The organism is Formosa undariae (genome assembly GCF_042427615.1).
GTDB lineage: Bacteria > Bacteroidota > Bacteroidia > Flavobacteriales > Flavobacteriaceae > Formosa > Formosa undariae.
In genome coordinates this window covers 448064-463147 of sequence record NZ_JBHMEZ010000003.1, presented here as the reverse complement: position 1 = coordinate 463147, position 15084 = coordinate 448064, and the positions used below count along the sequence as shown (strand labels likewise).

Genomic DNA, 15084 nt, shown 5'->3' with positions numbered 1-15084 from the left:
GTGTTTATATCCTCTATATTTATACCAAATATATTAAATAAATTCCTACAAATCCATGGGGTTTTTTATTACTTCAAAGCTGCTTTTTGCCACATGAGTGTAAATTTCTGTAGTTTTACTAGAATTATGTCCTAATAGCAATTGTATATACCTTAAATCTGTGCCATTCTCCAATAAATGTGTTGCAAAGCTATGCCTGAGTGTATGCGGTGTAATGTTTTTTTTAATCGCAGCTTTTAATGCCGCATTTTTTATAATTTTACTAATGCTTGCAGCACTATATTGCTGAGATTCCTGACCTTCAAATAAGTATATTTTGGGTTTATACTGCCTGTAATATATCCTTAAATCATCAAGTACTTTTTTAGATAATAAGGTATATCTGTCCTTTCCGCCTTTTGCATCACAGACCTTTATTAGCATGCGCTCGCTTTCAATATCTTCAATTTTTAGATGTATTAGCTCACTTCTTCTTAAACCTGCCGAATAGATTACACTAACTATGCATCTGTGCTTTATATTATTTGTGTTTTCAATCAGTTTTAGAACTTCAGATTTAGCTAGAACAGTAGGTAGTCTCTTTTTTTTCCTGGGGCGTTCTATATTGTAAAACCTATTGGGCATTCCTAAAACAATTTCAAAGTAAAATTTAATACTGTTAATCGCTTGGTTTACATAGGCATCAGAATAGTCTTTATCTATTACCCATTCTATATAAGCCCGAATGTCTACTTCATTTAAAGAATCAATATCTTGAGTATTATAATAATTAAGAAATTTCTCAAAACAATTGACATAGGTTTTTACGGTGTTATTAGAATACTTTTTAATCCGAAGTTTTTTTAAATAAGAGTCCGGACACTTTACATAATTTGGAGCTTTTTCACGTTTATCTACCCATTCATCATTATAGTCTTCAAGTAATTGTTTAGACTTGTTTATCTCGAAAAAAAACCTGCAATTTATCCAAGCAACACCTTTAAAAAGAATAAATACCTTATCCAAATTAGACTTTGTATTTGGGATATAATGCATATTAAACTCGTCACTCCACAATAATTCAGGTAATTCCTTAATTAATGCATTGAGCACTTTGTTGAAATAGAATTTTAAACCAATGTACTTTTTCTGATCGATATAAAGATGATGTAAGGTGATGTTGGATTTGTAAACCATGTTTTGTCTAATATTTTGCATTAAATTACCTAAAAGTAAATTCCAAATCGTATATTAAACGTATAGTATTCGTTTGTTATTCAGTTAATTGTGAAATGTATGGAAGTGAATAAGTGTAAGGCATGTGGTGAAGTGTTGTTAGGGCGATCTGATAAACGGTTTTGCGACATGCATTGTAAAAGCTCATTTCATTACAAAAAGTCTATAACTGAAGCACCCCGATTTTATAATAAAGTAGATAATCAATTAAAAAATAATCGGCGGATATTAAAAAATTACAATAAATCCGGAAAAGCCATCATTAGAAAAGACCAACTAATAAGCGAAGGTTTTAATCCAAACTACTTTACACATTACTGGAAAAACACAAAAGGCGATGTTTATTTGTTTATATATGAATATGGGTTTTTAAGAAAAACAGAGCATGACGTCGAGAAATATATTTTAATTATGTGGCAAGACTACATGGAAAAGTAACACGTTTAATGAGATACAAAACGGATATCACCCATATTATTAAAGTTTTAAGCGATGTCGGGTTTTATCCAACTCAACTGGCTGCTTAAAAAAGTATACCTGCTCTTGTGATCCGCAATCCGTAAAAAGCTTTTTTTGGTAGGAGTTTCAGTAATAGCGGTTTTAAAATTGTTTTATATAAACAGGATTGAAATTTATTATTATTATTATTATTATTATGTGTGATTAGTGTGCCGTTTTTCCATTAAAACCATTGCAGTTTTTATCTGAAGTATTGTTTAATTAGTAAATTTTTAATGTTTTTTTGAATAAATGATTTTTTTAATCAAGTTTACATTCTCAAAACATAAAAAAAGAAGTTAGCTGTTTAAGTTGGTTACTTTTTATTTAGATTTGAATCCCTAATTTAATTATAAGCTCAGTGCCCGAGACAAAAGAGATTCATACTTTGTCCTTAAAATCGTATAAAAATGTTTTTGATACATTATATACTTCATTATGTCTTTTTGCTGAAAATTATGTCGATAATTTAGATGTTGCAAAAGATATAGTGCAAGATGTTTTTATAAAGATTTGGGAAGATAAAATCGAATTCAAAAACGAGATTGCTGTAAAATCTTATTTGTATACTTCAGTTAAAAACAAATCATTAGATTTTTTAAAAAGTAAACGTTTCAAAACAACAGATCATATGTCTGTTGTAGATATAGATAATCTAAATAAAGATTCTTTTTATTTAAAAGAAGTCGTTATCGAGGAGGCTTCATCTCGAATAGAAGAGGCTATAAATACGCTTCCTAATAAGTGTGCTCAAATTATTAAGTTAAGTATAAAAGATCTTACCAATGCAGAAATTGCACAGCACCTTAATATTTCTATAAATACGGTTAAAGCTCAAAAAAAAATAGCCTACAAAAGATTAAGACCACTATTAAAAAACTACTTCGTTTTATTGGCTTTTGTCTTCGAGTCTTCCAATTAAAAACAACTCATATTATTTCACATTCATCCGCCTAAAATGTTAATGTTTTACATCTTGATTAAAAAAAAATATTTTTTTTTAACCCTATCGTAACATTTTGTCGTCTTAGGTACAAATAGTAATCACAATTAATGGTAAAGTTTAATAAAATCATAATATTAACTAAGCAGATTGCTTCTTCGTTGTTAAAAGATGAAAAGCCAAAAGCGTTAGAATCTTCAGATGTATTTTCAGAACAAGAAAAAGAAGATATCCTTAAAAGACTAACGGATGAATCTGCAATAGAATCGCGATTAGATTTAAAAACAAAGATTGATACTAAAGCCGATTGGAAAATTCTAAAATCGAAGTTGGTTGTCCCTAAAAAAACGTATTACTGGCATTATGCGGCGGCTGCAGCTATAGTATTAGGTTTAGTTACAACCACGTACTTTTTAAAAGAACATGGTTTAAATAAAAATCTTAATTCGCCAATAATTGTCGACAATCAAATTGAACCTGGTGTAGATAAGGCCATCTTAACATTAGAAAGTGGCGAAACAGTAGCACTTGTAAAAGACGTAAAGTACGCGGCTCAAAATGTAGTAACTAATGGTGAGGAAATTGTTTATCAGGACGATAATACAACAGAATCTACAACCCAAGACGTAGCCTACAATTATTTAACCATTCCAAGAGGAGGCCAATTTCAAGTGACATTGTCTGATGGTACACATGTCTGGTTAAATTCTGAATCCGAATTAAAATACCCAGTGCATTTTATAAAAGGAAAACCACGTTTGGTAGAGCTTATGTATGGAGAGGCTTATTTTGATGTGTCTCCAAGTACAAAACATAATGGTGCAACATTTCAGGTAATAACGAAGCAACAAACTATAGAAGTACTAGGAACAGAATTTAATCTTAAAGCATATAAAGAAGAACCTAATGTGTTTACAACCTTAGTAGAAGGGAAAGTTAAGGTAAGCTCTGGGCATAAAACCAAAAACTTAATACCTAACCAACAAGCTCATTTAAATATAGAGACCAACGCTTTAGCAATAACGGCTGTCGATGTTTATAACGAAATAGCATGGAAAGAAGGTGTTTTCAATTTCGAAAATAAACCACTTAAAGACATCATGACGGTGCTTTCTAGATGGTACGATATTGACGTTACTTTTGAGAAGAAAGATCTAGAAAATCAGAAATTTAATGGGTCTTTAAAGAAGAATTATAGTATAGAAAGTATTCTAACCATTTTTCAATCTGCCGACATTATTAATGCTTTCGAAATTAATAAAAAATCGGTAATAATAAAATAACACTAATGTCTAAACAGGATTAGTAATGTTATAATAAAAAAGGAGAGATAGTTTAAACCGCCAAGCTCAAGACCATCTCTCCGCAATACAATATCAATCAATTAAAAAAAGGTTTAATTAACTAATAATTTACAAATTAATGAAATTTAAATTAATTAGTGCCTCTTCTGTATTCAGGAAAGGTATCTTAAACTGTATTATGCGAATATTTATATTCTTGTTTTGTGCTACAATGTTTGGTTCTAATCATGTGCGCTCTCAAAATGCTGAAATTAGTATTAATGAAGACAAAGTGGTTACTGTAGATGAAGTCTTTAAAATTATTAAAGCACAATCGAGTGATTACATGTTTATTTATCCGGAAAAATTATTCAAATCTTTTCCTAAAGTGCAACTTAAAAAAGGAATTATTAAGATCGATAAACTTTTGGATTTAGCCTTATCTAATGGAAATGTAAACATTACGATAACTGATAATAACATCATCTTAATAAAAGAAAAGCCTGTAAACGATAAACGGACGCGTAAAGTTTATAATGATAAGGTGGACATTAAAGGGCACGTATTCGATATTAATCAGCAACCCTTAGCCGATGTAAATGTTATTATTTCAGATTTAAATATCGGAACATTTACCAATTTAGATGGTGCGTTCTCTATGGAACTGCCTCATGAAAATTTTCATATAAAATTAAGTCTTATTGGCTATAAAACAGAAGTGATAGATTTAGCTTCATTTTCAGATCTATCTAACATTACCATTACCTTAAAAGAGGATTTGTTAAGCTTAGACGCAGTTGTTGTAACAGCAAAAAAGACCGAAAGTAGGGAAGGGACTTCAACTTATAAAATAGAAAGTCAGGCCATAAAGCAAGTTCAAGCCATGAATTTATCGGATGTTTTAAGTTTACTTCCTGGTAATAAAACAGAGCAAGTTAATTTAACAGCTCCAAAACAAGCGAGTATACGTAGTGCTGTAACCTCAGACGCTAATTCGTTCGGGACTGCAATTATAATAGACGGTGCTGCAATTAGTACAGATGCCAATATGCAAACCAAAAACTCATCTTCGCTAGACGGTGGAAAATCTGTGGTTGCAGGTGGTGTAGATTTAAGAAGTATAACCTTAGCCAATGTAGAATCTGTAGAAGTAATAGCAGGTGTAGCCTCTCCGAAATATGGAAACCTATCTTCGGGAGGAATTTTAGTAAAGAGTAAAGTGGGTAAATCCCCTTATATTGTATCGGCAAATGTATCATCTACAAACTATCAAACATCTGTAGCAAAAGGATATGAATTAAATGATTATGGTGTTTTAAACTCCGATTTTTCATTCGCATATTCTTCAGGATCACCTACAGAACGAAAATTATTTTATAAAAGTTTTAATCTAGGTTTACGTTGGAAACTCCCTGTTTTTGAAGGTTTAGATTGGAATCATTTTACGTCTTTAAGAATCGGTCATTCTGATGATGGTAATCGACACGAACCAGAAGAGGTGTATAAAAATGAAGCAGACGTAAAGAGTACGTCTTATCAATTAAGTTTCTCTGGAGATTTCCCGTCATCTATTTTAGGTAAAATTAATTATAACTTGAGTGGGAGCCTGGTAAATCAGCATTCGTTTTACGATACATATGTTCTTAACGGACCTTATCCTATCATTGAAGCCATAGAAAGTGGAACATATAATACCACTTATACTCCAAATGCATTTAACCAAACAAGAGATATTAAGGGAAGGCCTGTAAATTTTAATGCAAGAATAGATGCCTCTCAATATTTACATTTAGAAAACTTCGATTTTAGTTTTGAAACCGGCTTACAATATACGCTAGATGATAATAAGGGGAGCGGACGCGTTGCAACAGGGAATATTGCACACACTCAGGATATCGCGGGGAGCAGATCTGCTACTTTCGAGAAAATTCCAGCTTCTAAAACGTTTTCTGCTTACCACCAAACCGTTATTAAAAGGAATGGAGAATCGTCAAAACAACAACTTAATTTAGGACTTAGATACGATAATATGTTAGCGCGCTATAACCTATTGTCTCCACGTCTGTCTTTTTCTACTAAACACAACAATTTTACAGCCAGAGCAGCTTGGGGTGTCTCTTACAAAGCTCCAGCTATGGTGCAATTATACCCAGGAAGATCTTATATAGATTATATAAATTTTCAATATTATGCCGAAAATCCAGCCGAGCGTTTAGCGGTTGTAACGACTTATGTATACCAACCAACTAACGACTATTTAAAGCCTAATTATTCCGATTTAAAAGAAGTAGGGTTTGATTGGTCTCTAGGTTTTATGAATCTAAATTTCACTTATTTTAAAAAGGATTTACGTCGCGGAATAAATACAACTAATGAATTATTATTACTTCCTAAATCTGTTTATGAAGTTGTTACTGCCGAAGAAGGCGTGCAACCTATCGTAGAACCAACGGGCGAAGTTTATAATATTCCTAGAACTGTAAGTGTTATGAAAAATAACTATTACGAATCTACCGATGGGGTTGAAATTATTTTAAATCCGGAAAGAATAAAAGCAACCAACACCGAATTTAATTTTAGATACAGTTATTTAGAAACCTTAGTTACAGATAAAGGCTATAGCATAGATAAATCGTCTTATGTAGTAGGCGATAATACAGTGCGTTATGGAGTGTACGACAACGAATTAACTAAGGCGGTTAGAAGTTTTGGAACAGTGACTTTAATACAGCATATACCATCTTTAAGATTTGTATTAACACTTTCGGCAGAATTAAACTTTAAAGAAAGCAGGGAATATATAGGTGCTAGCTTATACCCATTTGCATATTATGATACCGATGGAAATTATATTGATATTCCGCAAGAAAGTAGAACAAATCCTGAATTTACAGATTTAAAGAAAGACGAAAATACTTATACCACCGTAGAAACACCATTCTACAGTAATTTTAATTTACAAGTACGTAAGGAAACGAAACAAGGGCATTCATTTAGTTTTTATGCTAATAACGCACCTTGGTATAATCCTACATACGACTATTTAGGAAGTAGAAGAACGTTGAATAATAAATTATCAGTAGGATTTAATGTCACCATATTAATTAATAACAAATCAAATCAATAACATGAAACACACAATTTTAAAAAAGGTAAAATCGGCAAAATTATTAGCAATTCTGTTGTTAACTGTAGTATCAGTTAGTTGTAGTGACGACGATGAAGTCGCAAATTTAGGTAATTTACAAGTGCAATTAGAACTGGCTAGTGAGCTTGGAGACATCTCTCTAGAAGGGGTAGATGTTAGCATTACAAATACAGTAGATAATTCTAGTTTTAGTTTAAGTACAGATGCAACTGGTTCTGCTACGTTTTCAAATATTTCTGTTGGAACGTATGCTGTTGTGGCCACACAATCATTAGACGAGTATACCTTAAGCGGTACAGCAAACAATGTTTTAATATCAAGACAAGAAACGGTTGTGTCTACAGTTGTGGTTAATGCAGCTAATTCTGATGGTGGTTTAGTCATCAAAGAAATTTATTCTTCAGGATCAGGTTATATCACCCTTTTTAAAGATTCTTTTATTGAAATATTCAATAATTCATCTGAAACATTATACGCAGATGGGATGTATATTGCTAACATTTTTGGAGATACAGGTATGTCTGGAGATACAGCATTATCTTCTATTTTAACAGATAGCGATTATGTGTATACAGATGTAATGAGCCAAATTCCAGGTGCAGGAGAAGATTATCCAGTAGAGCCAGGAAAGAGTATTGTAATTGCATTAAACGCTGTAAACTATAAAGAAGGAAGTACTGCACCAGACGGTCAATTAGACAATACAGATGCTACTTTAGAGCATTATTCTATAGATTGGTTAGAAGCACAAGGACGTTCAGGTAACTCTTTTTTCGAATTAGATAATCCGTCTGTTCCTAACATGACAAATATTTATATGTTTAACGAAACGAATTTCTTCAGATTAATTACAGCTTCTGCAAGTGTTGTTTTAGTAAGTAGTGATGCTACTTTTATAGATACGGGTATTGTAGATTATACAGAAGCAGGTTCTACAACAACATATAAATTAATGCGTATTCCTGCAGATTTAGTGGTAGATGCTGTAGATGTTTTAGATAATTCTGGAGCTTCAGAATTTAAACGTATCCCAAGTGCTTTAGATGCTGGTTTTACATTTGTAAATGCAGATGGAGCGATTTCTTATACAGGATTAAGTTCTAGAAGAAAGGTAGATGAAATAGCTTCAGACCGTTTTGGTAGAACTATTTTAATAGACACAAATAATTCAACTGTAGATTTTGAAGCTATAGCTTTCCCAGATAAATATGGTTACAATAACTAAAAGAATAAACCATTTAAAAATAAAGAGAATGTTTTTTACATTCTCTTTATTTTTAGTTGTGTTACATGCATCGTCTCAAACAATAACTAATGTGAATAGTTTATCTGTTATCGAGAGAGACTTTCAATTTCAAATTTTTGAAAACAGGTATTTCGATATTCCCTCTTTAATTAATCAAGCTAATCTTCAAAAGTTTTCTTACGGTCAAGCGAACTATTTGTATTCTGAAGGCGAATTAAGACATCCTCAAGACTACAAAAAGCAAAATGGTTTGTATGTAGAAACGGCATCATTATCTGCTGTACAAAATACAAATTGGACGTTATACGGTAGTTTAGAATATTTAAATACAAGATTAGAAGATGTAGAAAATAATTTAACGTATGGCATCACAGAGTATAACTCGCCATACTATTTCTTTCAAGAAACTAACGGAGTGTGGAACCATCAGGATTATAATTTTGAAGCAAGCGCAGCAAATAAAATAAATTCGAAACTAACCTTAGGAGGTTATTTAAATTATGATACTAATTTCTACTTCAGAAAAACAGATACGAGAAATGAGCTCACTGCTTTAAAAATTCTTACCAAACTATCTTTAAGTTATCAGCTCAATCCAGAGCATATTTTAAGCGTAGCCATAAGTAACGAATTTTTTAAAACAGATTCTGAACTCGGGAATAAGTTTCCTGAAAATAATACAGCAACTACGGCCAATTATTATTTAAACACAGGATTAGGATCATACATAAAAAATATTGATAACGGTTTTCAAACGAAAAGAAATATACCCGAATTACAATTTAGCTGGATCACTAGAAAAAGTGATTGGGACTTATCGGTAAGCAGTGATACTAAATACGGTTTAGAACGTTGGATAGATAAAAACATAGTTAATCTTGGAGAAAACGATGAACTTACCAAGTATAGTTTTCTTAAAGAAAGTGTGAAAGTATTTTATAATAAATATAAAGACAATAGCCTCTTATCACTGTACTTAAAAGCTGAATATTTAAAAGGTAACGGAAAAGTTTGGGAAGATAGTGGTGCCTATTATTATAAAAATTTCACCACCACGAGCTATCTTGTAAATGCCGAGGCTAATATGTTATTTTATAATAAACTGTTGAATAAAATAAGTTTAGGTTTAAACTATTATAACAAGAGTCAGTTAGATTTAAATTATGCGTATGTGTTCGATTATCAGTATTTAGATCCTAAAATTGAAATCGGTTTAAATAAACGTATTTCGAATAAAACAGCCGTTTTTGCAACTATAGAGACCGCATACCATATGGTACTAAATGTGGAGCACGATCCTTTTGCAGCAAACAATATTTATGTGGATTGGATAGGGAATAAGGTAGCCAATTATACCGGTGTAGATGCCTTTAATTTTAATACTAAACTGGGTTTTGATTTAAAATTGAAAAATGAAAATAAACTGGAATGTTCGCTAACTACAGACTATACAAAAGCTACACAATTACCTGAGGATAGCGTGAATTATTATTCTAAAAACGATGACTATCTAAGTTTAGTTGCAGGTCTAAAACTCTATTTCTAAGCATATAAATTACATGTAATAATTGTGCCGAATCAGTTTAAAAATTAAAAAATGAAACAGGTATTAAGTAGTATCATGTTTTGTATTCCATTTTTAATGTGGAGTCAGAACATGGATAATATTCATATTGAAGAATATGATCTGTCCAATGGTTTGCATGTTATACTTCATAAAGATGTAAACGAACCTAATGTAATTGTTGGAACCAAATATCATGTCGGTTCTAAAAATGAAGAAGTGGGACATACTGGTTATGCCCATTTTTATGAGCATCTTTTATTTCACGGTACTAAAAATATACCTCAAGGCGAATTAGAAAATTTTATTTTAAATGCTGGCGGCTATTGTAATGCATATACCAATTACGACGTCACATATTATTATCAGTTATTACCTGCACACGAATTTAAGTTGGGACTTTGGGTAGAATCCGAGCGCATGTTACATCCTGTAATTACTCAAGAAGGTATAGATCGCGAACGTGAAATTGTAAAGGAAGAAAGACGCATGCGTTACGATAGTAAACCTTTAGGGAACTCGTATTTTGACATGATGTCTAAACTGTATGCTTTTAATACTTATGGACATAATATGATTGGTTCTATGGACGATCTTAATAGCGCTTCTAAAGACGATTTCGATGCCTTTTTTAAAACCTATTATGTGCCAAATAATGCGTGTTTAGTGGTCTCGGGAAATATAGATGTCGACGACACCAAAACGTGGATTAATTTGTACTTTAAAGACATTCCGAAGGGGAAAAAGATTAGCAGACCTAAAGCTTTTAAAAAATCATCCGGAATAGAAAAACATACAGATAAAAGCATAAAAGGCTTAAAAGACGAGTCGCTATTAATAGGGTATCCGCTCATGGATCAGAGTCATCCAGATGCTCCTGTTATGCAAATACTGACCTCAATTTTATCAGGAAACAGTAAGTATTCGTATTTCGAAAATAATTTAAACATCGAAAACGATACTGTAATTAAACATATAAAAGCGTCGGCAGATTTTTGGGAAAACGTAGGGACATTAAGTATTAATGTAACGGTTGCTAATAAAAATAGTGAGACTTACGTACTTGAAAAAGTAGATAAACAATTGGAGTTATTGAAAAATACTCCTGTAAATCCTATTGTATTGCAACAAGTAAAAAAGCAATTTGAAATGGCTTATGTCGATTACTTTTATCATGCAGAAACCTTTGCCGATAAGGTAACTAATTATTATCATACCTATAAAAAAACGTCTGATATTAGAACGCTTTTAGACGATTTTAATAAAGTAACAGCTGATGATATTCAACGCGTTGCCAAAAAATATTTTGATAAAAATAATCGCATTCTAATTGCGTATCACCCAGAATAACTCTTCGTTATGAAAACTATCTTTATTTTTATTTTAAGTATGTGTTTCAGTATTACTGGTATGGCTCAAATAGACCGTTCTATGCCACCAGAAGCAAACACACCGAGCAAATTAAATGTCGGAAAATTAATTCCGATAACCTTAGACAACGGACTTCGGGTTTATTTAGCACCTGTTCAAGATTATCCAAAATTTACCATATCTGTCAATATAGAATTACCAGGATACGACGAAGAAACTAGGTTAGCAGAGAAAAACATACTAAATACAGCCTACGCGAATAAACGTTCAGAAAAATATCCAAATCAGGAAATAGATTCTCTAGTAAACTATTTTGGTGCCATGCTAAATGCCAATATGTATGGCGGCACGATTAAAGGGCTGACCCAAGATATAGATCAATTACTAGATATCTATGTAGATGCGTTATTGCATCCTGTAATTACTAAAGCGTCTATAGACGAGAAGTATAAATCTGAACTAGAAAAACAAAAACATACAAAAAACAAAAACGTAGAGATAGGTAAACCTATAAAAGAATTTTCTATTACAGCAGTAAAAGATTCCTTGCTTTTCGGGCCTAAAAAAGATAGGGTAAAAACAACTAAAACTGCAAAAGCGGAATATAAAGGGATAACCGTAAAAGACGTTGAAGAGTATAAAAATGATAGAATTGTGTCTAACAATGCCTTAATTGTTGTGGTTGGAAATTTTTCAGAAACAGAATGTAAAACGTTAATGAATCGGTATTTCGGAGCCTGGAAAACAGGAGAACCTTATGTTAAAGAAAGTCCGATTACCAAAAAAACATCAATCATACAAAGCAGAAAAATTATTGTACATGATGCGCCCAATGCGGTACAATCTAAAATAGCCTTTAGCTGGCATTTAGGCGATGCCTATACTTACTTTAATAACGATATTAAACTACAGGTTTTAAACAACATTTTTGGAGAAAGTCAACTGTCGTATTTGTATAAAAACTTACGAGAAGATAAAGGCCTTTGTTATTTTATTAGATCATCTGTTGGTAGTTCTGCAGATGGAGGCGTAGGAGCTGTGTATACAAGTGTAAGGACAGCACAAACGGCATATGCAGTAGAAAATATTATCTTAGAAATGTTACGATTACGTAATACTAAAGTGAGTGCATCGGATTTAAAAATTGCTAAAAATAATTTAATAGGGGATTACACGAGGTCTTTAAATCCTATTGCACCTATCCCATACATTACGTTTGCAATGCAGAAAGATATTTATAATTTACCAGACGATTATTTACAAAGTAAAGTCGAACAGTATTACGATGTTACCATAGATGATATTATGGAAATGTCTCAAAAATATATAAACCCTTTTACATGTGTGATTACTGTTGAAGGTAAAATTTCTGAATTAAAAGGGACACTAGAACCGTTTGGAGATGTTATGTATTATGATGAACAAGGAAATAAACTGAAACTTTAGTCTGCTCTTAAACACTGAAGCGACCAAATGCCATATAAAATAGTAAACACAAATTAAGATCTTTTAAATTACTCAATTCAACAAACACATAAATCTAAATCCATGAAACAGTTAATTTTATTTATAATCCTACTTATAACCTCATTATTAAATGTGGCAAGAGCACAAACTAAGCCCGTGTACCAATTATTTAAAAGCAATGGTGATCTTGCTAATTATGAAGAGATGATTGCAGATTTATCCAATAGTGATATGGTGTTTTTTGGAGAATATCATACAAATCCTATTTCTCATTGGATGCAGTTAGAAGTAAGTAAAAGTTTATTCGCAACAAAGGGAGATGCTTTGTTTTTTGGTGCAGAAATGTTTGAAAGTGGCAATCAATTGGTTTTAAATGAATATTTAAACGGCGTATATGCTGAAGATAAAATGATTCCGGAAATGACACAAATGTGGGGGAATTATAAAACCGATTATAGACCCTTGGTAGAGTTTGCTAAAGACAAAAACCTTCGATTTATCGCGACTAATATTCCTAGACGTTATGCTTCTATGATTAACAAAAAGGGAATAGACGGATTAAAAGAATTAAGTCCCGAGGCACTAGAATTAATTGGTCCAGATTTAGAAACGTTTTTCGATCCAACAGTTAAAGCGTATGCAGAAATGGCCGACAATATGGGCGGACATGTGCCACCAAACATGCTAAATATTCAAATGGCTCAAGCCGCAAAGGATGCAACTATGGCGCATTTTTCCCTTAAAAATTTTGAACAAGGCAACCTTTTACTTCATTTTGAAGGCTCGTACCATTCGAATTACGAACAAGGCATAATTTGGTGGATTAACAAAATTCAACCCGGTTTAACACTAAAATCTATTACCACAGTTTTAGAGTCTGAATGGAATGCAATGACCGCTGAACAAAAAGCAACGATTGCGAATTACATAATAGTTGTTGTAGATAATATGACGCAGACCAATTGGTAGTTTTTTACTGATTAAATCTCAAAACCCATATTAATCATCATCCAAGTCATACTGTCAATTATGGCTTGGATGATGATTTTTTTAGCTTAAAAAGCTATTACTTCAACTTTTAATTTTTATAAAATCGCTTAAGTTTGAAAGAATATATCAGTTCTAATACTCTTTAGTATAGCGACCAAAGAAAAAGCCTCCTTTAACGCGAAAACTGATTGTAATACGCTTTAATTACCTGTTCTACAGGTTTGTTTTGTGGCGTAAATCTAGAATCGTTTTCACCTCCAGACTGATCATGATTTATAAACCATTTCCAAACAAAACCACCCGCAAACCAATCTTCGTCCCATACGGTTTCAAATAAAGCTTTGGTACAATTAACTTGAGCTTCAAGGTTTACTTGTGTCATCTTTCTATCACTATCCCAAGGGGATTTTCCACTAAAATCGACACTTCTATATCCGAATTCTGTAAATATGATAGGCTTTTTATGTGTTTTAGAAAACTCAGCAATAACTTTTTTATGTGGTTTCCAACCTTCTAAAGCGTCTTCAAAACTTGGTGTTTTATTTAAACTCAAAGGAAAATAGGCGTTAATCCCAATATAATCAAGGTTGTCCCAAAATGGAGTCTTCTTAAATTCGTCCCAATTGGCGGCATACGTTAATTTTCCAGAATATACTTTTCTAATACTTTTAATTAAAGAGTTCCAGTAATCTGGTCTGTTAATTATAAATTGCTCTAATTCTGTTCCTATGCAAAACATATCCACTTGCGCGTCTTCTGCTAATTGTGCATATTCTAAAATAAATTTAGAATAGGACGCTTCTAAAAGGATCCAATTTTCTTCATTTTGCATATTTATATGCCCTGTAAATACCCCATGCCCAATCCAAATCTGTGGTTTAAGCATAATCTTTATGTGTTGTCCTTGCAACGCTTCGATATAATGTTTGGCACCAGATCTGGTTTCTCCAAACCACTGTCTGTCGGTATTATATTGCACTGTTGGATGATTAAGATCTCTAATAAATCCAAATGGCATCACAGCAGCATAATTAGCATGGATATCTACCAATGGTTTAATGTGATCACCTTTAACCGTATCTCTAGACGACACAAAACTCACACCATTTATTTTAGGTGTTTGCGGTTGGCAAGAAAAGGCGCTTAATAGAATAATAAGTAATAAGGAGGTATATTTGGACATAGTGTACGATTCAAAGCTTCTAATGTAACATATTACATTAAAGAAGACTTTCTGGTTATAGTTAATAAAAACAAAAAAAAATCACAAATTAAGGCTTTAGTGAAGTGATGGTTTGGGATGCATATATGTGAAGGCTCTAGATAATGCTGTATCGTTAATGGGTTACTGTAAACATG

General features: G+C 32.2%; 11 protein-coding genes. 9 read left to right on the top strand and 2 right to left on the bottom strand.

The window, feature by feature from the left end; translation table 11 throughout:
- Positions 1-45: 45 nt before the first annotated feature.
- Complete coding sequence (gene xerA / locus ACFFVB_RS05435) at positions 46-1176, bottom strand: site-specific tyrosine recombinase/integron integrase (RefSeq protein WP_446685091.1); 1131 nt, start codon at positions 1174-1176, stop codon at positions 46-48.
- A 99-nt stretch (positions 1177-1275) separates the two neighbouring features.
- Here xerA and ACFFVB_RS05430 point away from each other — a divergent pair, with 99 nt between their 5' ends.
- From ACFFVB_RS05430 to ACFFVB_RS05390, 9 genes are all read left to right on the top strand, one after another.
- Positions 1276-1653 carry a hypothetical protein gene (locus tag ACFFVB_RS05430; RefSeq protein WP_382381700.1) on the top strand — a complete coding sequence of 126 codons (378 nt, stop codon included), beginning with the start codon at positions 1276-1278 and terminating at the stop codon, positions 1651-1653.
- A gap of 421 nt (positions 1654-2074) precedes the next feature.
- Positions 2075-2635: an RNA polymerase sigma-70 factor gene (locus ACFFVB_RS05425; protein ID WP_382381699.1), complete on the top strand. Its 561-nt coding sequence runs from the start codon at positions 2075-2077 to the stop codon at positions 2633-2635.
- Positions 2636-2766: 131 nt separating this feature from the next.
- Positions 2767-3939, top strand: a complete 1173-nt coding sequence (locus ACFFVB_RS05420) for a FecR family protein (RefSeq protein WP_382381698.1) — start codon at positions 2767-2769, stop codon at positions 3937-3939.
- Between the two features lie 199 nt (positions 3940-4138).
- Positions 4139-7066 (top strand): TonB-dependent receptor, encoded by a 2928-nt coding sequence (locus tag ACFFVB_RS05415; protein ID WP_382381697.1) that lies wholly within the window; start codon positions 4139-4141, stop codon positions 7064-7066.
- A 1-nt stretch (position 7067) separates the two neighbouring features.
- Complete coding sequence (locus ACFFVB_RS05410; protein WP_382381696.1) at positions 7068-8312, top strand: DUF4876 domain-containing protein; 1245 nt, start codon at positions 7068-7070, stop codon at positions 8310-8312.
- A 28-nt stretch (positions 8313-8340) separates the two neighbouring features.
- Positions 8341-9879, top strand: coding sequence for a DUF6850 family outer membrane beta-barrel protein (locus ACFFVB_RS05405; protein ID WP_382381695.1), 1539 nt, complete (start codon positions 8341-8343; stop codon positions 9877-9879).
- Positions 9880-9930: 51 nt separating this feature from the next.
- Entirely contained in the window at positions 9931-11247 is a 1317-nt protein-coding gene (locus ACFFVB_RS05400) for a M16 family metallopeptidase (protein ID WP_382381694.1), read from the top strand.
- A 9-nt stretch (positions 11248-11256) separates the two neighbouring features.
- Positions 11257-12714, top strand: a complete 1458-nt coding sequence (locus ACFFVB_RS05395) for a M16 family metallopeptidase (RefSeq protein ID WP_382381693.1) — start codon at positions 11257-11259, stop codon at positions 12712-12714.
- Positions 12715-12816: 102 nt separating this feature from the next.
- Positions 12817-13704, top strand: a complete 888-nt coding sequence (locus tag ACFFVB_RS05390) for a ChaN family lipoprotein (protein WP_382381692.1) — start codon at positions 12817-12819, stop codon at positions 13702-13704.
- 193 nt (positions 13705-13897) lie between these two features.
- Here the strand turns inward: ACFFVB_RS05390 and ACFFVB_RS05385 are convergent, their stop codons facing one another.
- The gene (locus tag ACFFVB_RS05385) at positions 13898-14908 is read right to left on the bottom strand and encodes a glycoside hydrolase family 113 (RefSeq protein WP_382381691.1); all 1011 of its coding nucleotides are present in this window, start codon (positions 14906-14908) and stop codon (positions 13898-13900) included.
- Positions 14909-15084 lie beyond the last annotated feature (176 nt).

What these genes read in the sequence shown, in the direction of transcription:
- xerA (WP_446685091.1), bottom strand. Translation starts at nt 1,176, where the DNA reads ATGGTTTACAAATCCAACATCACCTTACATCATCTTTATATCGATCAG.
- ACFFVB_RS05430 (WP_382381700.1), top strand. Translation starts at nt 1,276, where the DNA reads ATGGAAGTGAATAAGTGTAAGGCATGTGGTGAAGTGTTGTTAGGGCGA.
- ACFFVB_RS05420 (WP_382381698.1), top strand. Translation starts at nt 2,767, where the DNA reads ATGGTAAAGTTTAATAAAATCATAATATTAACTAAGCAGATTGCTTCT.
- ACFFVB_RS05415 (WP_382381697.1), top strand. Translation starts at nt 4,139, where the DNA reads ATGCGAATATTTATATTCTTGTTTTGTGCTACAATGTTTGGTTCTAAT.
- ACFFVB_RS05410 (WP_382381696.1), top strand. Translation starts at nt 7,068, where the DNA reads ATGAAACACACAATTTTAAAAAAGGTAAAATCGGCAAAATTATTAGCA.
- ACFFVB_RS05405 (WP_382381695.1), top strand. Translation starts at nt 8,341, where the DNA reads ATGTTTTTTACATTCTCTTTATTTTTAGTTGTGTTACATGCATCGTCT.
- ACFFVB_RS05400 (WP_382381694.1), top strand. Translation starts at nt 9,931, where the DNA reads ATGAAACAGGTATTAAGTAGTATCATGTTTTGTATTCCATTTTTAATG.
- ACFFVB_RS05395 (WP_382381693.1), top strand. Translation starts at nt 11,257, where the DNA reads ATGAAAACTATCTTTATTTTTATTTTAAGTATGTGTTTCAGTATTACT.
- ACFFVB_RS05390 (WP_382381692.1), top strand. Translation starts at nt 12,817, where the DNA reads ATGAAACAGTTAATTTTATTTATAATCCTACTTATAACCTCATTATTA.
- ACFFVB_RS05385 (WP_382381691.1), bottom strand. Translation starts at nt 14,908, where the DNA reads ATGTCCAAATATACCTCCTTATTACTTATTATTCTATTAAGCGCCTTT.